This is a genomic window from Collinsella sp. TF10-11AT, from assembly GCF_003437565.1.
Lineage (GTDB): Bacteria > Actinomycetota > Coriobacteriia > Coriobacteriales > Coriobacteriaceae > Collinsella.
The window spans coordinates 546-21955 of the sequence record NZ_QSQW01000019.1; the positions used below are offsets into that span (position 1 = coordinate 546).

Below are 21410 nucleotides of genomic sequence, written 5' to 3' on the forward strand. Positions count from 1 at the left end.
CAACGGGCCCTCTCGGGGGCAGGGACGTTCGGCCGTGCGCGGGCGCCCGGTCGGCGGCCCGTTCTGGGCGCGCCTCAATCGTAGCCCGAGACGGTCCCGGGCTGACAATTTCGACTGTAATGGACGTTCTTGTTCGACTAGTCATTTAAGAACGTCCCCAATGACTAGTCTGAAGGAGTGTCCCCAGCTGCCGGCAGAGACGATATGAGCAGGACATAAAAACATTGAGAGCCCCTGCTGCATGAAAGGCCGCGGATTAGGCCGACAATGGTGAGTGTCTAATTCAGCCGCGGCGGCCACGCCGCATTCATGGAAGGGGCTCCCATGCTCGATACTACCACCTTCGTCGGCCTCGACGTCCACGCCCGCTCGATAAAGGCCGTCTCCCTCGACGTCATGACCGGGGAGGTGCGCGCCGCGACCTTCGGCTACGACGCCGGCGCCGTCGCGGAGTGGGTCCGCTCCGTGGACCCCGGGGCCAGGTGCGTGTACGAGTCCGGGGTCACGGGCTTCGACCTGCAGAAGAGGCTCTCCGGCCTGGGGGTCGACTGCGTGGTCGGCGCCGTCTCGAAGATGATCAAGCCCAGCGCGGACAGGCGCAGGAAGAACGACCGCAACGACGCCGAGTTCCTCGCCCGCATGCTGTCGGTCGGCAACGTGGTCGAGGTGTGGGTCCCCGACGACGAGTGCGAGGCCGCCCGCGACCTGACCAGGGCGCTCGAGGACGCGAGGGACGACACTCTCGCGCTCGAAGCAGCGGCTCTCCAAGTTCCTGCTAAGGCACGGGCTCGTCTTCGACGAGAGGACGCCCACCGGCCGCAGGAAGGGCAACTGGACCCGGGCGCACTGGTCCTGGATCGAGTCGATTAGGTTCGCGGAGGGGGCCGACAACGACGCGCTCGCCTACTACGTCGACGCGGTCAGGCGGGCGGCGGAGGAGAAGGCGAGGCTCGAGGGGCTCGTCGAGGCCGAGGCCCGCAAGCCCAGGTGGCGGAAGAGGGTCGACTCCCTGCGCTGCCTCAAGGGCGTCGACACCGCTTCCGCCGCCGACCTCGTGTTCGAGGCCGGCGAGTTCTCCAGGTTCAGGAACGCCCGCTCGTTCGCCGCGTGGGTCGGCCTGACGCCCTCCGAGCACTCCAGCGGGGAGAGCGACCGCAGGGGCGCGATCACCAAGGCCGGCAACAAGCACCTGAGGAAGACGCTGGTCGAAGCCGCGTGGCACTACCTGACGTGCTCGGGGCGGCCGAAGGACCTCGCCAAGGGCCAGGCCCCGGACCGGGGCGCCCGGAGGCATGCCGCCAAGGGCGTGCGGAGGCTGGTCGAGAGGCGGGAGGCGCTGCTCGCGCGCGGGGTCCACGGCAACAAGGCGAACGTCGCCACGGCGCGCGAGCTCGCCTGCTGGGTGTGGGCGGTCGGCCTCATGGCCGAGGAGGCGTAGGGGGCGGTCCCCCGCACATAAGCCAGTCACCCCGGAAGCGGTTCGATCCGAAGCCGTTGAGGCGAACCTCAGGTCCCTTTTCTGCGAGCGCCCAGGGCGCCACACGCGTGCACAGACTGTCGGTTCGACGTAGAAGCCTCAGCCGTAGCAACGGATTGCCCAGCGAGAGATCGCCACGGGCGGATATTAAACTGCAAAGACGAGCGTCGGTAAGACACGCCGAGGTCGCCGCGGACGGGTTGATATAGGGAGAGGGCCTGACCCCATATCGTTGGGGCCAGGCCCGATTTTGCCTCTTGACAATGTCCTGCTCATATTAAAAGGAACGTCCCTAAGTGCCGACTGGATGCATTAGGAGTATTATCGTCTGCGCAAATAACTAGCGAATCGCATATTAGAGATTGAGAGCGTATGGCAGACACCGCATCTAAGCACATTGACATGACCACCGGCTCGCTGTGGCGCAATATTCCCCTGTTCGCCTTCCCCGTGGCCGCCACGAGCATCTTAGAGCAGCTGTCGAACCTCATCGCCACGGTCATCATCGGTAATTTCTCGGGCGACCAGGGAACCCTCGCCATGGCGGCGGTCGGCTCCAACGTTCCGCTTACCAGTCTTATGCTCAACCTGTTTATTGGCCTGTCGCTTGGCTCCAACGTGGTCATCGCCAACGCTATCGGCCGCAACGATCAGAACATGGTCAAACGCGCCGTCCATACCTCGATTCTTATGGCACTCGTGGGCTTTGTCGTCATCGCGCTGGGCGAGATCTTTGCCGAACCCATGCTCGCCGCGCTCAACGTCCCCGCCGAAACCATGCCGCTCGCCTCGCTCTACCTGCGCGTCTTTTTGCTCAGCATGCCTTCGATCTTGCTCTACAACTTTGAGGCCGCGATCTTCCGTTCCGTCGGCATCACCCGTATGCCGCTGCAGGCGCTTGCCGTGTCCACCGTCCTCAACATTGGCCTGGACCTCATCTTTGTCCCCATACTCCACTGGGGCGTCGCGGGCGTCGCCATCGCCACCGCCATCGCCTACACCGTCAGCGCCGCTACGCTCTTTATCCGCCTGCTCAAGACCGACTCCGTCGTCCGCGTCACCCCACGCGACTTAGGCTTAGACCCCGTCGCCCTCAAGCGCATCGTCAAGATCGGCCTGCCCGCCGGCATCCAAAGCGCCGTCTTTGCCGTCGCCAACATCATCATCCAGTCCGCCATCAACAGCCTGGGTACCGAGGTCATGGCGGCATCCAGCGCCGCTATGAGCCTGGAGTATGTGTGCTACAACCTACTCAACAGCTTTAGCCAGGCCTGCACCACCTTTGTGGGACAAAACCACGGCGCTCGCCAGATCGACCGCTGCACCAAGACGCTCAAGGTCTGCCTGGTCGAAGGCGGTATCGTCGCGCTCACCACCATCGTCATCATCGTCGGTCTGGGGCGCGAGATCCTGGCGCTCTTTAACAGCGATCCCAACATCGTCTCGATCGGCTATATCCGCGTGTGCTCGATCTTCCCGGCATACGCCTTTAGCATGTTCTACGAAAACATGTCCGGTTACCTGCGCGGCTTTGGCATCTCGCTCATGCCCGCCCTCATCACCATGATCTGCGTCTGCGGTATTCGCTTCTATTGGGTCTTCTGCGTGTTCCCGAACTTCCGCACCTTTGCGAACATCATGATGGTCTACCCCATCAGCCTGGGCACCACGGCGTTCTTTATGGTCGTGGCGGTATTGCTCTGCCACCCGGCACGCACCTACCGTCTAGCACAAGCCAAAGCGACAGCCCGCTAATCACCACGCGCAACGTCACGCCAGTCATTAATTGACAATATGCGAGCTCATATAGTCGATAAAGCGCCTCGTGGCGATAGGCATGGTGTCCCAGCTGCGCCAGGCCGCCACTACGTCGCGCGAGGGGGCATGCACGATGGGACGTACGCGAATATCGGCCTGCATGCCCTCGACGGTACGGCGATACAGCATGCTCACGCCTAGGCCCTCCTCCACCATCGCCATGATGGTGTAGTCGTCGGTCACCTCGCTCGTCACGTGCGGCGACAGCCCATGCGCCGCGAATGCATCGAGCACCAGGCTCTGTTCGCCCTCATCCAGCAGCACAAACGGTTCGGACGCCAGGTCGGCAAGCGTCACCTTTTCCTTTGCCGCCAGTGGATGGACGGCTGGCAACAGCGCCACCAGCTCGTCGTGATAGACCACGCGTTTCTCGAGCCCCTCGGTAAATCCACGCGCTGTAAAGCAAAAGTCGACCACGCCATCGTGCACCCACTGGGCATTGCTCGTGTAATCGCCCTGCTTGAGGGTAAAGCGCACGCCCGGATGCAGGGCCCCAAAGTCGCGGATCACTCGCGGCAACACAGTACGACTCACGTTGGTAAACGTCGCAATGCGAATGTCGGTCGACGAAAGCCCCAGCAACTCCTGGCGCTTGCCCTCAAGCTCGGCCTCGGCCGTAACGATCTGGCGCAGATACGGCAGATACTGTTTGCCGTCGCGCGTAAGCGAGACGCCCTGCTTGCCACGCTCGATAATCGTGGTGCCCAGCTCGCGCTCGAGCGCCTTGACGGCCTGGCTCACCGCGCTTTGCGTATAGCCCAGCTCGTCGGCGGCACGTTTCAGGCTGCCGCAATCGACCACCATACATACAATCTGATACCGCGATGCCATCGTGCCTCCACATCGATGTAGCCGTAAAACGTTTTGCCAGGGCCTTTTCTGCTTACATTAGTATTTCTTAATCATACTTAAAATACATTCGCTTTACTACATCCACATCTGGGAGCAGAATCCTTTTTACGAAACCGTTCTGTAACAAAAGGAGTCCCATGGATCGCAAAAAAGCAATCGCGCTCTCATTTTCCGTTCCCGTCGCATGGGGCTTTTCGTACCCCCTCATGAAGATCGGCATGGACAGCATGAACGCCACGAGCATCGTTGCGTTGCGCTGCATCATCGCCTTTGTGGCCTGCCTGTTGCTCTTCCACAAGCGCGCTTTCCGCATCAACCGCGACCTTATGGTCCGTGCCGCCATCATCGGCGCCATCATGGCAACCGAGCTCACCTGCATGTGCCTGGGCTCCAGCCTCACCTCTGCCTCCACTGCCGGCTTTTTGCAGAGCCTGACGGTCGTGATCGTGCCGTTTGCCAACGCCGCCCTGCTGCGCCGCGCCCCCGAGCGCAAAGTGCTCGTCGGCACCGCCATCGTCACCTGCGGCATGCTGCTGCTCTCGGGCGCCGACTTTACCAGCCTGAACCCCGGCGCGATGGTCATGCTGCTCTCGGCCTTTATCTATGCCGGCCACATTATCGTAGCCAAGCGCTTTGTCGAAGAAGTCGATCCGCTGGCTCTGGGCGTTTGGCAGCTGGGCTTCGGTGGCTTGTTCTCGGGCATCGCCGCGTACACCTTTGGCGGCTTCACGCTTCCCAGCACGCCGAACGAGATCGTCGTTGTCGTTGCGCTCGCACTCATCTGCTCTGCCTACGGCTTTATCACCCAGACGCTCGTGCAGCCCCACGTACCTGCCGAGACCACCGGCTTCGCCTTCTCGCTCGAGCCGGTCTGCTCCGCCGTCTTCTCGTTCTTCCTGGTCGGCGAGGTCCTGAGCCCCATCGCCTTCTTTGGCGCCGCCCTCATCCTCACCGGCGTCATGGTGGCAACCGTCGAGCTTCCGCGCCTTCGCGCACACGGACACGCTCGTATGGCAGGAGTGCCCGAGCACATCTCGTAGGCCCCACTCTTCATACAGCCGTGGCATAAAGGCAGCCGGTGCGCCTTTACAATAGATGCCAACAGAGCATCTGCCATAAAGGAGCCCCATGGACACCGCAACCCGCGACCGCAACATAGCAACTTGGTTGGGCGGTGCGCCGCAGTCGGTACGTGACACTACGAACCAGCTGCTCGAGCGCATCGCCCTTCTGCGTGCCGAGCAGACCATCTACCCGGCACAAGACGACATCCTCAATGCCCTCGCCTACACGCCGGCCGACCAGGTCAAGGCTGTCATCTTGGGCCAAGACCCCTATCACGGACCCAACCAGGCCATGGGTCTGTCGTTCTCGGTACCTGCGACGCAAACCAAGTTGCCGCCGAGCCTGCGCAACATCTATAAGGAACTCAAAGCCGATCTGGGTTGTCCCATTCCCGCCACGGGAGACCTAACCCCATGGGCACAACAGGGCGTCCTGCTCCTCAACACTACGCTCACCGTGCGCGAGCATGCCGCGAACTCGCACGCCAAACTGGGCTGGAGCACGCTCACCGACTACGTTATCGAACGCTGCTGTCAGCTGCCCCAGCCGGTAGTCTTTTTGGCATGGGGCCGCTTTGCCCAGCAGATGGTCGAAGGCAAGCTCGCCGCTACCGGCGCGGGCAAGGCAACCGGCAAGTTCTGTCTGGCCTCTACGCACCCCTCGCCGCTTTCGGCCAACCGTGCCACGGCAGAACTCCCCGCTTTTATGGGGTCGCGCCCCTTCTCTGCCGCCAATCGGCTACTCGAACAGCACGGCTCGACCCCCGTCAACTGGACTTGCATCGGCTAAAAATCGATACATCAAAAACGCGCCCGACAGCTTTCCATCGGGCGCGTTTCCTATTCGGGCCAAATAAATTGCGTGCGGCCGGCCTCGCCGCCATCGATCAACAGGCTCTGCCCGGTCATAAACCGGTTGGTCACGCCCACAAAGTAGATCCACTCGGCGATCTCTTGGGCGGTGGCCCAGCGTTTAAGCGGCGTGAGCTCCATAATCTGGTTCCACAGGTGTTCGTCTTCCATCACGCAACGGTTGAGCGGCGTGATAACGCCGCCCGGGTCCACGCTGTTGGCGATGGCCTGCGGCGCCAGGCGGTTTGCAAGGTTCTTGGTGTAGGCAATAACGCCACCCTTGCTGGCAGCATAGGCGGGAAACTCCGATCCCGTATGTCCGCTCGCCGACCCCACATTGACCACGGATTGGATAGCAGGCGCTGGCTTGGCGGCAAGCCCCTCTCCCACAAAGGCGTAGCGCTCGGTCACGTTGATGGTGCCACGCAGGTTGGCGGCAATGTCATCGGCCGAATCCTGTACACCGGCAACGTTCACGATTACCTGAGGCTCAAGGTCGCCTGGAAACGAGTTAGGCTCGCGTACATCAACGATCAGATGGCGGTAGCGCTCGTGCTCGACCGCCGTCGGCAGCAGGTCAAAGCCCACGACCTCGTGGCCCTCGTCCAAAAAGCGCTGCACGCACGCGGCTCCGATACCGCCCGAAGCGCCCGTGATCAAAACCCGCATACTTGCCCCTTAGGCGGTTGCGTGGCGCTCGAGGTACTCGGCGCCCACATTCTCACGCTCCCAGCCACGCACGACCTTGTAGCCCACGGGGCTCAGAAAGACCTCGCACAGCAGCTCGGCAACAGCGCCGGTCAGCGAGCACATAAGGACCTGCACCCAGGTCCAACCAAAGAACGTGTGGCTCACCACAATGGCAAAGACCAAGTTGTCGATAAACTGGCCAACACCCGTGGACACATAGGAGCGGAAGGCAAAGCTCGCAAAGTTATTCTTTTTGAGCATACGGCCGAGCGACTGGTTGAGCGTGGAATTAACCACGGCAGAAACGAGCATTGCCAGCGAAGAGCCCAGCACCACGTACCAGGTGCCGCCAATGGTGGCGTTAAGGGCAGTGTTGACCTCGATCATGCCCGTGTCGTAGTAAGCGCCCCACATGCCGGGCGTGAGCGAGCACGCCCAAAAGCACAGGCTCACGGCCAGGTTGACCAGCAGCGCGAGGACAGAGATTTTGATGGATGCCTTGGCGCCAAAGCGCTTGCAGATCATGTCCTGGCACAAAAACGAAACCCAGCTCACCACAAAGCCGCAATCGAGTGCCAGATACGGCAGGCTGATAAGCTCTTTGTTGGCCAGCAGGTTCATCATGATGACACTCACGAAAAACAGCGAAACCGTTGCCGCGGGAATGCTCCGCAACAGGACCTTGTAGTCCTCCATGACCTTCTTGATCATTATGTACTCCTTTGGTTTTAGGTTTAACGAGCAGGATATCGGACCCGAACTGCTCGGACGTCACGGGCTTGAGACGACGATGGGTATAATAGCCGCTCACACGGCATCAGGCAAGCAAACGGCGCGGCAGCCCCACAGGGCCACCGCGCCGATGCATTAAAAGGCTACGTTGCCAAACTCCGACAGGATAAGATCGGGGTTGTGATCGGTTGCCCAATCCACGTTCCACGGGCTCGTGAACAGCAGCAGCTTACCGCCGCGCATGTCCTCGACGCGCAGCGTGTCACGCGTGAGCGAAAGGCCCGGGATATCAATGGTATCGGGGTCGTTCTGAATCCAGCGGATGTCCGTATAGGGCAGCGGCTGGCGACGGACCTCAACACGATACTCGGCCTTGAGGCGGCGCTCGAGTACCTCAAACTGCAGCACACCGACCACGCCCACGATGACGCTCTCCATGCCGGCACCCAGCTCGCGGAAGATCTGGATGGCGCCCTCCTGGGCAAGCTCCTCCATGCCCTTCACAAACTGCTTGCGCTTGAGCGTGTCGACCTGCGTAATGCGAGCGAACATCTCGGGGGCAAACGTCGGGATCTGCGGATACTGCACGTGGCGCTTGCCGGAGCACACGGTGTCACCGATGCTAAAGATACCCGGATCGAACAGGCCCACGATATCGCCCGCGTACGCCTCGTCCACGATGGCGCGGTCATCGGCCATCATCGACGTGCCCGTGGCAAGCTTGAGCTTGCGGTTGCCCTGCACGTGGAAGGCGTCCATGCCACGCTCGAACTTGCCCGAGCAAATGCGCACAAAGGCGATGCGGTCGCGGTGGTTCTTGTCCATATTGGCCTGGATCTTAAACACAAAGCCGCTAAAGTCATCGCGGCAGGGATCGACCGGTTCGCTGGTGAGCGTATCGGTATAGGCGCGCGGCGTCGGGGCCAGACGCAGGAACTCCTTGAGGAAGGGCTCCACGCCAAAGTTGGTGAGCGCCGAGCCAAAGAACGCCGGGCTCAGCTTGCCGCAGGCCACGGCATCCAAGTCGAGCTCGTCGCCGGCGCCATCGAGCAGCTCGATGTCGTCCATCAGGTTCTTATGGTTCTCTTCGCCAATAAGCTCGTCCATGGAAGGATCGCCCAGCTCGGCCTCGACCTCGGCGACCTTCTTGGTGGCGTTGGCGTGGCCGTCGCCCTCAAAGGCAATGACGCGACGGGTCTGACGGTCGAACACGCCGCGGAAGTTGCGGCCGCTGCCGATCGGCCAGTTCATGGGATACGTATTGATACCCAGGACGTTCTCGATCTCTTCCATGAGCTCAAACGGATCGCGAGCCTCGTGGTCGAGCTTATTCACAAAGGTGAAGATGGGAATGTGACGCAGCGTACAGACCTTAAAGAGCTTTTTGGTCTGGGCCTCGACGCCCTTGGCGCCGTCGATGACCATGACTGCGGCGTCGGCGGCCATAAGGGTACGGTAGGTATCCTCCGAGAAGTCCTGGTGGCCGGGGGTATCGAGGATGTTGACGCAGGCGCCATTATAGGTGAACTGCAGCACCGAGGAGGTAACGGAAATGCCGCGCTCCTTCTCGATGTCCATCCAGTCCGAGACGGCGTGCTTAGCCGAGCTCTTGCCCTTGACCGAGCCGGCGGTCTGGATGCTGCCGGTATAGAGCAGCAGCTTCTCGGTAAGCGTGGTCTTACCGGCGTCCGGGTGGCTGATGATCGCGAATGTGCGGCGCGACGAGATTTCATCCGACAGGCTTGCCATGCGGATCCTTTCTTGCATTGAGTGCATTACGTCGTTGTAACCGCATTATTGTAGCCGCCAAATCCCGCCATAGGGCACCTATCAGGACAAATTCATTAGCCGAGCTCGCTGTGCACCGGGCAGCCGCCTCAAGGATTGTCTCGATCTGTAACATCTAGCCGCCAAAATCGGCTCCAGATGTTACAGATCTAGATAAACGGCTGGGAAGATCGACACCGTCTCAATCTCGTCTCAATCTGTAACAGATAGACGGGTTTTGAGCCTCTACCTGTTACAGATCGAGATAAACGCGCAGGCGGGCGACCAATGTCTCAATCTGTAACATCTAGCCACCAAAAACGGGCCTTAGTGTTACAGATTGAGATGAACGAGCAGGAAGGTCGGGACTGTCTCAATCTGTAACAGGTAGACACCAAAATCGGCTCCAGATGTTACAGATCGAGACAAACGAACGAAGAGACAGGCGAGCCTACATTTCTTCTTGCATAACTGTGCATAGTGTATATATACTGTGCTTACCGGTTATATACACGTGTAGCCCAACAGCTAAGGAGCCGCTGTGGACATTATCCTATCCAATTCGAGCGACAAGCCCATCTACGAGCAAATAGCCTCGCAAGTCAAAGCTCAGATCCTTTCGGGCACGCTCGCGGCGGGAGCCAAACTCCCCAGTATCCGTGCACTCGCGAGCGATCTTGGCGTGAGTGTCATCACCACCAAGCGCGCCTACGCCGACCTGGAGCAACTCGGCTTCATCTGCACCGTGCAGGGCAAGGGCTGTTTTGTCGCCGAGGGCAACCAGGAGCTCTTGCGCGAAAACCAGCTCTGCCATATCGAAGAACTGCTTGCGAAAGCGGCGAGCCAAGCCGAAGCCCTGGGCGTTACGCGCGACAAGCTGCACGAGATGCTCGACCTGGTAGCCCCCGAAACCATGCAGTAGCCATCTGCAAGAAAGGCTATACCATGCAAAACCTTTTAGAACTCAAAGGCATCTCACGCCGTGTGAGCGACCGTTTTTCGTTGCGAGTGGTCACACTCGCCGTGGAGCCCGGCCAGATCGTTGGCTTTGTGGGCGCAAATGGCGCCGGCAAGACGACGACCATTCGCGCCGCGCTTGGGCTTATAAAGCTCGATGCCGGCGAGGTGCATCTGCTTGGACAGCGCTGCGACGCCAACGCGCCCGACGAGACGCAGCGCCACCTGCGCTCCCGCATCGGGCTTGTCCTGGACACGTGTCCCTTCCCCTCCACGCTCAAGGTGGGCCAGGTCGAGAGGCTCGTAGGCCCGGCATACCCCACGTGGAGCTGCGAAACGTTCGCCGGATTCATCGACCGATTTGGCCTCGATCCCAAGACGAAGGTCAAGGACCTCTCCCGCGGCATGGGCATGAAGCTGCAGCTTGCCTGCGCACTCAGTCACAATGCTAAGCTGCTCGTTTTGGACGAAGCCACCGCGGGCCTCGATCCCATGCGCGCGAGGAACTGCTCGACGAGTTGCTTGCCTTTGTCGCCGACGGCCAGCACAGCGTGCTGCTCTCAAGCCACATTACATCCGACCTCGATCGCACTGCCGACCGCGTCATCTGCATCGATAACGGCTCGATTGTGTTTGACCTGCCGCGCGAGGACATTACCGACCGAGCCGGCATCGCCCACTGCACCCAAGCACAGGCGTCCGAGCTCATGGCTTGCGTCGAAGGCGCCCGTGCCGCCCACCACGCCTATAGCGTGGACGTGCTCGTGCCCAACCGTCGCGAGGCGCTCGAGGCCTTCCCCGAGATTCCCTGCGACCGGGCAACAATTGATGACTATCTTCGCCTCATGCTGAAAGGGGCTTCGAAATGAAACGCGCCTTTATGTCTGAGCTCGCCATCGTCCGCACGCTTGTCCCGAGCATCGCGGGCGTCGGCCTGTTCATCTTCGTCGTACTGACCCTCGCCAACGCATCGGATGGCGATGCCAGTATGAGCGCCGGCGCCTGTGCGGTCAGTGCCATGTCGCCCATCGTGGTCATGAACTCGCTGGCCGGCTACGACAATCAAAACGGATGGGAGCGCTATCGGGCAACGCTGCCCCTCTCGCGCAAAGACATCATCTGTGCACGCTACCTGAGCATCATTGTCTTCTCGGCCGTCATGGCGTGCGCCGCCGCGCTTCTGAGCATCGTCTCCATCCCGCTCTTCAACAGCGTGGGTATCCCCTCGACGGGACAGACCGTCTTTGAGACCGCAATCGCTTCGACCGCGTCCATGCTCATTTCCCTCATGATGGTGTTTCTGGCACAGCCGCTGTTCTTTCGATTTGGACACATGGAGGCGCTGCGCCTTTCCGTCGGCCTGTTTGCCCTGCTCGGATGCCTTGCCATGGCCACACTGAGCTCCTCCAACCCCATCAGCAACTGGCTCATGTCGATTGCTGGGGCGAATCCCGATCCCGCCGTTCTGGGCTGTCTGTGCGCAGGAATTGCCGTGCTGGCCCTCGCGCTATGCGCAATCAGCTGCACCGTCAGCACCAAGGTTTATCGAGTACACGACCTGTAGGCACGCGAGTCTCAATCCACGAAGGACGCGATCGCCCCCCCCGCAAATCCGTGACAAATGGTATATCCCCGGCACGCGCTATCGTGCTACTTGCGCAGCGGCTTGGGCAGCGGAATGCCTGCCGCAATGACTGCGGCGATGATCATGCAGACGATGCCTTTAAGCGGAAAACACATGAGCAGCAAGCCCACGACCATGACCGGCTGGCGCATGACGGCGCCCATCGTCGAGGCCGTGCAGACGGCGACGCAAAAGACCGGATCGGCGCCCGTCAGGATGGCAAGGCCGTAGCCCAGGCTTACGCCCGAGAAGATAACCGGGAAGAAGTGGCCGCCGCGCCAGCCCATGTTGATGAGGGCGGGTGTCAGCATGGCCTTGAGAAGACCGGTCGCGATGAGCACACCGGCGGGGATGGTGAGGTAGGTCTCCATAAGTACGTCGGCCTGGGTCTCACCGGCAAACATGGTATAAGGCAGAACTGTGCCGCAGATGGCGACCGCCAGACCAGCCAGCATGGCCTTGACGACGGGGCGCTCCCCTATTGCATGGGACAGCGCCTCACTTGCATGCTCAGAGACAAAGTACAGCCAACCGCATACGGTGCCGACCAACGCCAGCGGAATGAGCCAGACAAGTTCCAGGTTACCCACCTGGGCGGCCTCGAACCTGGGCATGCCCATGCCGCCGCCCATAAGCTGGCCGAGCAGCAGATAGGTGCCCAGACCGCCGGCAATCGCGATGCCGTAGACCACGGTCTTTTGCGCCTTGGGCAGCTTGATGGTGATCTCATCGGACGCGGAGTCCTCGCCAGCGCCCTGGCCGTCGGCGCTACCGGCGAGCGGCGCCACAAAGCCAAACACGGGCGCGGTAAAGAGCGCCGTCAGGGCAGCCTGGGTGCCCAGCAGCGTGAGCTCCCTAAACTCGGCGCCAAAGCGACGCATGCGGTCGCCGACCCAGCTGCACAGACCCGCGATAACTCCGGTCAGGCCGGCCTCCGGTCCAATACTTCCGCCAAACAGCAGCGGCAGCAATGCCGCAAGCGAAAGCTTGCCGAGGTTGTCGTACGGGTAGCGACCGTCTTGTTTAACCTTGGCCATCACCTGGTTGAGGTCATCGGTCTTGGTGCCCGTAATCTTTTCGTACAGACCGATCAGCAGGCCGCCCAGCAAGCAGACAAAAAACGGGTACGGCAGAAAACCGAACGGGCCGCTCGCGAGCTCAGGCGAAGCGACGCCCAGCGCGTGCGGAATCTCGGTCCATAGATAGTCGACACCGTGCTCCATCGCAAAAAAGAACAGCCAGACCGCGGCGCCTGCGAACGCACCGGTCACGGCAACGCTAACTAAAAACAGCGCACGGTTTTTGGGTTTTGCAAGACTATCCATCGGGACCTCCCGTGGTCAAATTCGGCAAAGATACGTTTTATTGTAGAGCGAGCGTTACCCGAACGAGCCAACCGTCTGCGCCGCAAACGGCACCATTGGGAGTCATAGTGGGGCAGGCTCAAGACTTATCCGTTGATAATCGAGGCAATCTCGCGCAAATCGTCGGCAAAGTAGATGCCGTGCTGGCGCCTCGGGCTCGAAAGCCCTTTATCAATCATGCGTCCGAGCAGCGCCTTGAGATCGTTGTAGTAACCGTCCAGGTTATACAGGATGCACGGCGCGCTCAGATGCCCCAGCGACACGGCCGACATGACCTCGGCAATCTCCTCGAGCGTACCCGTCCCGCCGGGAAAGGCAATGAAGGCATCACCAAGCTCGATCATCTTGGCCTTGCGCTCGGCCATGTCGCTCGTCACGATGAGGTCGTCGATGCCATCGTGCTGAAACTCGGCCTCGATAAAAAAGCTCGGCTCCACGCCCGTCACGTGTCCACCGGCATCGAGCACGCTATCGGCGAGCGCGCCCATCAAGCCCGACTTGGACCCGCCGTATACCAACGCGTGTCCGTTAGCGCCAATCCAGTTGCCCAGCTCCTGCACCGCGGGCAGAAACGCCGGGTCATTACCGACGCTGGCACCCAGATACACGGTGATATTCATATTCAGTCCCCCTCATCGTGACGCACGGCGCCCGTTCTAGCGCTGGCGTCGACGATACTCGCGCACGCGACGCGAAAGATCGGCGAGCTCGTCACGATCGAGCTCTTCCAAATGCTCAAGATCGTCCATAAAGCGCGCCATGGTGTCCTTTTGGCGCATCTTGATGAGCGTATTGCAGTAGTTCACCGCCACGCCCGTAAGCATGGCGATGTAGAAGATGCTGATGACGCTCAAGACGACGGTAATCGCGCGGGCAACCGGTGTCTCGGCCGGAATGTCACCAAAGCCGATGGTCGAGACCGTCTCAAAGCTAAACCAAAGTCCATCGCCAAAGGTGAGGGTCGTGGGCTCGGACAGCCAGACGGCCGTCGAGCACAGCAGATAGAACACAAGAAACAGGCCCGTGATGCGCGCAAAGCCAGCCTGGCGCAACACGTCGGCAAGCGTCCTCAACTTGTTCATCGCGACCCCTTTTCCCAGACGCCCAATCACATTCGCTCGGTATTGTCCCACGCCTCCCCCGCAAACGGAACTAGTCATTGGACGTTCTTAAATGACTAGTCAAACAAGAACGTCCCCAATGACTACCTGACCGTTTAGCGGTGCGGTGGCTGAGTGGGCAGGTTGAGCTGGTATCCTTATGTGATACTGTCTCGACTCGATAGGATTTCATGTGAAACCTTCCGCCATCCTTCGTTTGGCTCTATATCGCACCCTAGCCGTTGCGGTTGCCGTACTCACCGTACTGAGCGCCGTCATGCCTGCCCCCGCCTTTGCCGCCGACTCCGACCACCAGGTCAAGACGGTCCGCGTTGGCTGGCTCGTCAACAACAAAGGCTTCCAGGAAGGCACGCCGGGCGAGCGCCTCTCGGGATGGGGCTACGAGTACCTCCAGACCCTCTCGTATTACACAAAGGGCTGGCAATACGAATACGTTAGCGGCACCTTCTCCGAGCTTATGGACATGCTCGAGGCGGGCGAAATCGACCTCATGCCCAACATCTCGTATTCGGCAGAACGCGAGCAGAAGCTGCTCTTTTCCTCAAATCCCGAGGGCATCGAGCGCTACTATATCTACGCCAGGCCCGACCGCGACGATCTGGCCAAGGGTGACCCTCAGGCGCTCCAAGGCCTCACCATCGGCTGCAACTCTGGCGTTATGCAAACTATCGTCGGCCAGCAGTGGCTCGCCAACGAAGACGTTACCTGCACCTATAAAGAAATCGACACCGGCAGCGCCCTCTTTGAGGCGCTTGCAGACGGCGAGGTCGACGCCGTCATCATGAACGACACCATTTCGTCGCCCGATGCGTCACCCATGTTCTACGTAGGCTCGAGCGACTACTATTTTGCCGTTCCCAAAAGCCGCCCTGACCTGATGAACGACATCAACGCCGCCATGACGACCATCGCCCGCGATAACCCGCGCTATAACGAGGAAGTCAAAACGAGTTACTCGACCCAAAACAGTGGCTCGTCATCGCTCACCGGCACCGAGACCACCTGGCTCAAAGAAAACGGCAATACCATCACGCTCGGCTATCTTAAAAACCAACTTCCCTACTGTACGCAAAATGACGACGGCGAGATGGAAGGGTCGCTCGCCTCGCTTGCAACGACGTTGCACGACAAGTTTGACATTACGGTCAAAACAATCGCACTCTCGAACAACAAGCAAATGATCAAAGCCCTTTCCAACGGAACCATCGATGTCGCCCTGCCGTTGTTTCGCGACTACTGGCTCGCCGAGCAGACAGGGGTCATCCAGTCAAACTCGATGGGAACGGTTTCGCTGACCGCCATTCACAGTGGCAAAAACCTGAACAGCGACCTTAAGAACATCGCTTGTACAAAGAGCACAATCGTTAACCGTTTTGAGCTCGAAAGTCTCTTTCCGAACGCAACGGTAACCGAGTATTCGAATGACGGCGAGGTGCTCAAAGCCCTCGATGAGGGGAAGGCACGTTGCATCATTGTCCCCAGCACGCGCCTGGAAACTCTCCGCGACATCTACGACATCGAGGATTTCGAAACACAGGAACTCACCAACACGGCACAACTATCGTGTTTAATTTCGCGCGGCAAGCCCGAGCTGCTGGGAATCATCAATAAGGGCATCGTCAATGCAGGTGAATCGCTCTCTGCAAACAGCTATTTCCCCACATCGTACTCGGCGCAAGAATCGGATGCGTTCCGACTTCTCTACCGCAACCGCATCGTCATTGCGGCAGTCGTCATTTGCATTTTGCTCACCGGCATCGTCATCCTTGTCTGGTCGCTTTACCGCGCACAGGAGGAACGGCAGAAAGCCGATGCCGCCAACGCCGCCAAAACCGCTTTCCTCACGCGCATGAGCCACGACATCCGCACGCCGCTCAACGGCATCCTAGGCCTTATCGAAATTGAGGAATTGAGAGAAGGCGACATGCAGGTCGCCCGCGAAAGCCGCGCCAAGGCGCGCGTTGCCGCCAATCACCTGCTGTCACTGATTAACGACATCCTCGAGATGGGCAGGATCGAGGAGTGCAAAGTGACGCTCGAGCACGAATCATTCAACCTTAAAGAGCTGTGCGACAATGCGCTCGTACTGTGCAAGCTCCGCGCATCGGACCGCGGCATAACCATGCTCGACACCAGCGAGCCCTACGCTGTCGACCAATATATGATCGGCAGCCCCACCCATATTCGGCAGATCCTTGTCAACCTGCTCGACAACAGCATCAAGTACAACAAGCACGGAGGCACCGTCACGTTCTCATCGACCATCAAACCGGTCGACGACGAGCACGCCGTGTTTTGCTTTAGCGTCTCGGATACCGGCATTGGTATGACGCCCGAGTTTTTGACGCACATTTACGAGCCGTTTGCCCAGGAAGGCGCCGATGCGCGCAGCAAGTTCCAAGGAACCGGCATTGGCATGTCTATCGTCAAATCGCTCATCGATATGATGGGCGGCACGATTGAGATTTCGAGTGAGGTTGGCGTGGGGAGTACGTTTGACGTCCGGATTCCGCTCGATATCGACAAGAACCCTCAGATAAAAGAATGTGCAGACGCGCAGGTAAGCAGCTGCTCGCTCGCCGGCATGAACGTCCTTTTGGCAGAAGATAACGAACTCAATGCCGAGATTGCCCAAGCTCTGCTCGAAAGCGAAGGCATCGTCGTGACTCGCGCCGCCGACGGCAACGAGACAGTCGACCTATACGTTAGCCGTCCCGCCGGCAGCTTCGATGCAATCCTGATGGACATCATGATGCCGGGCATGGATGGCTACGAGGCAACCCGCGCGATTCGTCTGAGCGAAAAGGCCGATGCAGCCGACATCCCCATCATCGCGCTCACTGCCAACGCCTTCAACGAGGACGCCAAGGCGGCACACGATGCCGGTATGAACGCCCATCTGCCCAAACCGCTCGACTTTAACAAGCTCAAAAACATACTCGCCCGCATCAAGAAAAACGGAACTGTTTCGCTATAGTTTGCGTTTAACCACCATGCACAGCCAGAAAGGAAGCCAACGATGTTTAGGCCCTTACGTCGAAAGAAACGCGCCATCACTGACGAGGAAGCGCGCGAGTTGCTCGCCACCTGTAAGCGCGGCGTCTTTGCCGTCAACGGCGATGATGGCTACCCCTATGCCATTCCCGTCAACTACTTCTTTGACGCCGAGCACGACAAGATTTATTTCCATGGCGCCAAGGCCGGCCACAAGGTCGATTCGCTCAGGCGTGACGATAAAGTCTGCTTTACCGTTTACGGCAACGAGTGGTACAAGGACGGCGACTGGGCTCCTTACGTCATGAGCACTGTGGTCTTTGGCCGTTGCCGCCTGGTAGATGAAGCGCCTGCGTTTATCGAGGACAAAGTCCGCCAGCTCGCGCTTAAGTACTACCCTTCTGCCGAAGAAGTCGAGGAAGAAATCGCCAAAGACATCAAGGGCGTCCAACTCTACGAGATTTCAATTGAGCATCTTTGCGGCAAGCAGATTCAGGAAAAGTAGCGAATGCGAAAAACGCGCTCGCTACCCTCTGCGCCCCATGCGCCCACGCATTTTGACGGCGTGGGCGCATGGGGCAGCACTCGAATCGAGCGCCCCCCTATACCCCAAAAACGTAGCGGTCCAGGCGCTCACACGCCTCCTTTACCCGCGAAAGGGGCAGTGCCAGATTCACGCGAATGTGGCAGGGCCCGTGGAACGGGCGGCCGTCCTGATACCCCACGCCCACGCGCGCCCCCTCGTCGAGCAGCCACTGAATATCGCGGCCATGCTCGCGGCACCACTCGGTGCAGTCCAGAAACACCATGTAGGTGCCCTGCGGACGCGAATAGGACACGCCCGCAAAATGCTTGTCCACGTAATTGCAGAAGTAGTCGACGTTGCCCTCGATGACCTCATTGAGCTCATCAACCCACTCGTAGCCTTGCGGCTGGTAGGCACCGATAAGCGCATGCATGGAGAGGACGTTCATCTCGTTGTAGTGCGTCTTGTTGGACACGGCGCACACGCGGTCGCGCAGCGTCTCGTTATAGATGATGTGGTAGCTGCCGACCAGGCCCGCCAGGTTAAACGTCTTGCTGGGCGCATAGAGGGCAACCGTGCGCATGCGGGCATCCTCGCTCACCGACTGCGTCGGGATATGCTTGTGACCCGGCAGGATGATATCGGACCAAATCTCATCCGAGATCACCACGCAATCGTGCTGGCGATAGATGTCCATGGCACGTTCGATCTCGTCGCGCCCCCATACGCGGCCGCAGGGATTGTGCGGCGAGCAGAACACCGCGGCATGGATGTGGTTTTGGGCGAGCTTTCGCTCCATGTCCTCAAAGTCCATGCGCCACACGCCCCGATCGTCGAGCTTAAGCGGGCTGTGGACAATGCGATAGCCCGCGGCTTCGATAGACTTGGTAAAGCCGATGTAGGTGGGACTGTGGACCAGTACCGCATCGCCCGGCTGGACATATGCGCGCAGCGTCGACACGACACCGCCCAGCACGCCGTTTTCGTAGCCGATATGCTCCGGCGCCAAGCCCTCAACGCCGTTGCGACGGCTTTGCCATTCGATGATGCGGTCGAAGTACTCGTCACGCGGATTGAAATAGCCAAACATGGGATGCTGGGCGCGCTGAATGATGTGTTCCTGAACCGTGGGCACCGTGGCAAAATTCATATCCGCCACCCACATGGGGATGCGGTCGAAGCCCTCGTCGGGTGCGTTCGGAGCCATGTCGGGAATTTCTCCCCAGGAGTCAACGGCGATGGCGTCCATACCGTGGCGGTCGATAAGCGAGGTAAAGTCGTATTTCATGCTGAGCTCCCGTGCAAAGCGGATTGTTTCGGTAGGCGTTATTGTCCACCAGCGTGGGCGGTTTTGGAGCGGAGTTTGGCGCTTAATTTGACGGGTGCGGACGAATGGCTGGTTAGTCTCGCGCGTCGTTGATGGCGGTTATCGTCAACCTGGTTCCGTCGACCGTAAACGATATGTCAAGCCCAGCGTAAGCCAAATGGTAAACGCGGTTTGGCTCGTGTTTGCTGCCCGCACGGCGCGGATCTTGGCGGAGCACCTCGATCAAGCCGGGGAGCTTTGTGTCCGGGACCATGTCCCGCAGCGCTTGCGGGAGCTCGACATCGAGCTCTTGCCATGGCGCGTCCTCAATCCAGCCGCCCGTCGCATCCGGGTGACAGTCCGCAAACGGAATGTAAGGCTTAATGTCGTAGATGGGCGTACCGTCGCGCAGGTCGGCCCCCAGCACATGGATGATGGGACCATCGTCGGTGAGCTCGACACGATCAAGCTTGACGCAGGTGAGCCCGATGGGATTAGGGCGAAACGGACTGCGCGTGGCAAACACGCCCACGCGTTCGGCTCCACCCAGACGCGGTGGGCGCACGGTTTTCGACCATTTTGCGTTGGTGCCGGACCTGTCCTGCGTTTTGGCATCGGCGGCTATGTCCTTAGCCGTGCCGCCGGGCGTTCCGTTTTCGAAGCGCCAGAGCAGCCATAGGTGAGAGAAGGAGTCCAGACCCTCAACTGCAGCGTTGGAGGCAAATTCCGGCTCAAAGACGATGCGTCCCTGCAGATGGGGCGCCAAAAAGCTGTTGCGTGGGATGCCGAACTTCTGCGGCAGGTCGGTATGTATGTGTGCAATAGGTTCCATGCCGGTCATTGTACGGCATGGAGGCGTGGGGTGTTGCGCGCAATTCTTCGCCGCGGTCCCCGTCGTGCAACCAACGGTTGCTTGGAAGGGTGCCGGCCGCCGCGTATGCTTAAAGCAACAAACAGCAGAAAGGAGCCGTCATGGCCTTTGCAGAAAAGCTCATCGCCATCCGCCGCGACAACAATCTCACCCAAGAGCAACTCGCCGCCAAGCTCTTCGTCACACGCCAAGCCGTCAGCCGTTGGGAACGCGGCGAAGTCACGCCGGGCATCGACATGATGAAGCTCATTGCCGCCATAACCGGAGAACCGCTGTCCCACCTGCTCGAAATGCCCGAGCACTATTGCCAGAGCTGCGGCATGATACTCACGCCCGACGACTGCGGCACCGATGCTCACGGCGCAACGACCGACCATTACTGCAAGTGGTGCTACGACCACGGCAAGTACACCTACGAGACCACGATGGAGGCCATGATTGAGGATTGCGCCCCGCGCCTGGCACAAAACACCGGTATGTCGCTCGACGAAGCCGTCTCTCTCATGGGCGCCGTGCTGCCGCAATTGGAGCGCTGGCGCACCGTGCAGGAAAACGAGGAGCGCTACGGTGCCGAGGCGCGGGCGCGCTATGGCGACGAGGCCGTCGATGCAGCAAACGAGGCACTGCTGGACATGGACCCCGAGACATGGAACGACATGAAGGAACTTGAACGCGCTATTCTGGGCCAGCTCTCGATCGCCATGGGCGACGGCGAACCGGATGGAAGCGAGGCGCGCAAGCTTGTCGCAATGCACCGTCGATGGATTGGCCTTAACTGGGGACACGAACCCCAAGACGAAGCATACCTGGGCCTCGCCCACGGCTATCTTGCCGATCAGCGCTTTGTTGACTACTACGACAAGCCCTGCGGCACCGGAGCTACGGCGTTTCTGGTACAGGCCATCGAGTCGTCGCTGGCCCGCGCATAGATTGCGGCGGCTTTGGGTATTTCAATCAAAACCGCAACCGATTGGAGACACCATGGCTACTGATCATGAACTCGCGCTCTACGTTATGACTGGCTGCCCGTATTGCATAAAGGTCAAGCGCTTTTTGGCCGATAACGGCGTGACCATTCCCGAACGCAATATCTCGACTGACCCCGATGCCGAGCAGACGCTCATCGCCGTCGGCGGAAAACGCCAGGTTCCCTGCCTGTTCATTGACGGCGCGCCGCTCTACGAGTCGGGCGACATCATCGCGTGGGTGCAGAAGAACCTGCTCTAGCACGCGCACTGCGGCCAGTTCGCGCCAACCGAGCCGAACCCATACGAACCAAACATGTACGCCAGCATCCAAAGTCGACATTTTCCGACATCTTTGGATGCTGACGTACAGCTTTTCAATCTAGTCATTGGGTGTTCCTATAGTTTTGTCAACCGTCGGGGCTACTCC

21 protein-coding genes and 1 pseudogene are annotated in these 21410 nt (G+C 59.8%); 13 read left to right on the forward strand and 9 right to left on the reverse strand.

Features of this window, described 5'->3' with window-relative positions:
• Positions 1–324: 324 nt before the first annotated feature.
• The 3 genes from DXC99_RS10540 to DXC99_RS09825 all read left to right on the forward strand — a co-directional run bounded on the left by DXC99_RS10540 (position 325) and on the right by DXC99_RS09825 (position 3232).
• Entirely contained in the window at positions 325–870 is a 546-nt protein-coding gene (locus DXC99_RS10540) for a transposase (protein ID WP_233505722.1), read from the forward strand.
• Positions 871–1054: 184 nt separating this feature from the next.
• A complete protein-coding gene (locus tag DXC99_RS10545) occupies positions 1055–1438 on the forward strand; it encodes a transposase (protein WP_233505723.1) in 384 nt (127 codons plus the stop codon).
• A 411-nt stretch (positions 1439–1849) separates the two neighbouring features.
• The gene (locus DXC99_RS09825; RefSeq protein WP_117630045.1) at positions 1850–3232 is read left to right on the forward strand and encodes an MATE family efflux transporter; all 1383 of its coding nucleotides are present in this window, start codon (positions 1850–1852) and stop codon (positions 3230–3232) included.
• Between the two features lie 27 nt (positions 3233–3259).
• Here the strand turns inward: DXC99_RS09825 and DXC99_RS09830 are convergent, their stop codons facing one another.
• Positions 3260–4126, reverse strand: a complete 867-nt coding sequence (locus DXC99_RS09830; RefSeq protein ID WP_117630046.1) for a LysR family transcriptional regulator — start codon at positions 4124–4126, stop codon at positions 3260–3262.
• 158 nt (positions 4127–4284) lie between these two features.
• Here DXC99_RS09830 and DXC99_RS09835 point away from each other — a divergent pair, with 158 nt between their 5' ends.
• Complete coding sequence (locus DXC99_RS09835; protein ID WP_117630047.1) at positions 4285–5187, forward strand: DMT family transporter; 903 nt, start codon at positions 4285–4287, stop codon at positions 5185–5187.
• Positions 5188–5275: 88 nt separating this feature from the next.
• A complete protein-coding gene (locus DXC99_RS09840; RefSeq protein ID WP_117630048.1) occupies positions 5276–6001 on the forward strand; it encodes a uracil-DNA glycosylase in 726 nt (241 codons plus the stop codon).
• A 50-nt stretch (positions 6002–6051) separates the two neighbouring features.
• On the opposite strand, the gene DXC99_RS09845 is transcribed toward DXC99_RS09840, so the two are convergent.
• From DXC99_RS09845 to DXC99_RS09855, 3 genes are all read right to left on the reverse strand, one after another.
• Positions 6052–6732 carry an SDR family NAD(P)-dependent oxidoreductase gene (locus DXC99_RS09845; RefSeq protein ID WP_117630049.1) on the reverse strand — a complete coding sequence of 227 codons (681 nt, stop codon included), beginning with the start codon at positions 6730–6732 and terminating at the stop codon, positions 6052–6054.
• 9 nt (positions 6733–6741) lie between these two features.
• On the reverse strand, positions 6742–7464 hold the full coding sequence (locus tag DXC99_RS09850; RefSeq protein ID WP_233503106.1) for a VUT family protein: 723 nt from the start codon (positions 7462–7464) through the stop codon (positions 6742–6744).
• A 156-nt stretch (positions 7465–7620) separates the two neighbouring features.
• Positions 7621–9234, reverse strand: a complete 1614-nt coding sequence (locus tag DXC99_RS09855) for a peptide chain release factor 3 (protein ID WP_055286676.1) — start codon at positions 9232–9234, stop codon at positions 7621–7623.
• Positions 9235–9793: 559 nt separating this feature from the next.
• Between DXC99_RS09855 and DXC99_RS09860 the strand changes: the two genes are divergently transcribed.
• The 4 genes and pseudogenes from DXC99_RS09860 (at position 9794) to DXC99_RS09870 (ending at position 11773) form a co-directional block, all read left to right on the forward strand.
• Complete coding sequence (locus DXC99_RS09860; RefSeq protein ID WP_055252216.1) at positions 9794–10174, forward strand: GntR family transcriptional regulator; 381 nt, start codon at positions 9794–9796, stop codon at positions 10172–10174.
• Positions 10175–10197: 23 nt separating this feature from the next.
• Positions 10198–10629, forward strand: a pseudogene (locus DXC99_RS10550) (ATP-binding cassette domain-containing protein); the annotation flags it as partial.
• Between the two features lie 98 nt (positions 10630–10727).
• Positions 10728–11078 carry a hypothetical protein gene (locus DXC99_RS10555; protein WP_233505725.1) on the forward strand — a complete coding sequence of 117 codons (351 nt, stop codon included), beginning with the start codon at positions 10728–10730 and terminating at the stop codon, positions 11076–11078.
• Entirely contained in the window at positions 11075–11773 is a 699-nt protein-coding gene (locus tag DXC99_RS09870) for an ABC-2 transporter permease (protein ID WP_117630050.1), read from the forward strand. Before DXC99_RS10555 ends, DXC99_RS09870 begins: the two co-directional genes overlap by 4 nt.
• An 86-nt stretch (positions 11774–11859) precedes the next feature.
• Here the strand turns inward: DXC99_RS09870 and DXC99_RS09875 are convergent, their stop codons facing one another.
• The 3 genes from DXC99_RS09875 to DXC99_RS09885 form a co-directional block, all read right to left on the reverse strand.
• Entirely contained in the window at positions 11860–13158 is a 1299-nt protein-coding gene (locus DXC99_RS09875) for a chloride channel protein (RefSeq protein ID WP_117630051.1), read from the reverse strand.
• Positions 13159–13283: 125 nt separating this feature from the next.
• Positions 13284–13817, reverse strand: coding sequence for a TIGR00730 family Rossman fold protein (locus tag DXC99_RS09880; protein ID WP_117582834.1), 534 nt, complete (start codon positions 13815–13817; stop codon positions 13284–13286).
• A gap of 36 nt (positions 13818–13853) precedes the next feature.
• Complete coding sequence (locus DXC99_RS09885; protein ID WP_055252221.1) at positions 13854–14279, reverse strand: potassium channel family protein; 426 nt, start codon at positions 14277–14279, stop codon at positions 13854–13856.
• 211 nt (positions 14280–14490) lie between these two features.
• Here DXC99_RS09885 and DXC99_RS09890 point away from each other — a divergent pair, with 211 nt between their 5' ends.
• Both DXC99_RS09890 and DXC99_RS09895 read left to right on the forward strand, forming a co-directional pair.
• Entirely contained in the window at positions 14491–17295 is a 2805-nt protein-coding gene (locus tag DXC99_RS09890) for a transporter substrate-binding domain-containing protein (RefSeq protein ID WP_117630052.1), read from the forward strand.
• A gap of 42 nt (positions 17296–17337) precedes the next feature.
• Positions 17338–17817: a pyridoxamine 5'-phosphate oxidase family protein gene (locus DXC99_RS09895; protein ID WP_117630053.1), complete on the forward strand. Its 480-nt coding sequence runs from the start codon at positions 17338–17340 to the stop codon at positions 17815–17817.
• A 97-nt stretch (positions 17818–17914) separates the two neighbouring features.
• On the opposite strand, the gene DXC99_RS09900 is transcribed toward DXC99_RS09895, so the two are convergent.
• Together DXC99_RS09900 and DXC99_RS09905 are read right to left on the reverse strand one after the other, a co-directional pair.
• Entirely contained in the window at positions 17915–19126 is a 1212-nt protein-coding gene (locus DXC99_RS09900) for a MalY/PatB family protein (RefSeq protein ID WP_117630054.1), read from the reverse strand.
• Positions 19127–19238: 112 nt separating this feature from the next.
• The gene (locus DXC99_RS09905; protein WP_233505724.1) at positions 19239–19976 is read right to left on the reverse strand and encodes a tRNA (N6-threonylcarbamoyladenosine(37)-N6)-methyltransferase TrmO; all 738 of its coding nucleotides are present in this window, start codon (positions 19974–19976) and stop codon (positions 19239–19241) included.
• A 140-nt stretch (positions 19977–20116) separates the two neighbouring features.
• On the opposite strand from DXC99_RS09905, the gene DXC99_RS10385 reads away from it, so the two are divergent.
• Together DXC99_RS10385 and DXC99_RS09915 are read left to right on the forward strand one after the other, a co-directional pair.
• Positions 20117–20944 carry a TipAS antibiotic-recognition domain-containing protein gene (locus tag DXC99_RS10385; protein WP_117757265.1) on the forward strand — a complete coding sequence of 276 codons (828 nt, stop codon included), beginning with the start codon at positions 20117–20119 and terminating at the stop codon, positions 20942–20944.
• Positions 20945–20996: 52 nt separating this feature from the next.
• Positions 20997–21242, forward strand: coding sequence for a glutaredoxin (locus DXC99_RS09915; protein ID WP_117630056.1), 246 nt, complete (start codon positions 20997–20999; stop codon positions 21240–21242).
• The last annotated feature ends 168 nt before the right edge of the window (positions 21243–21410 follow it).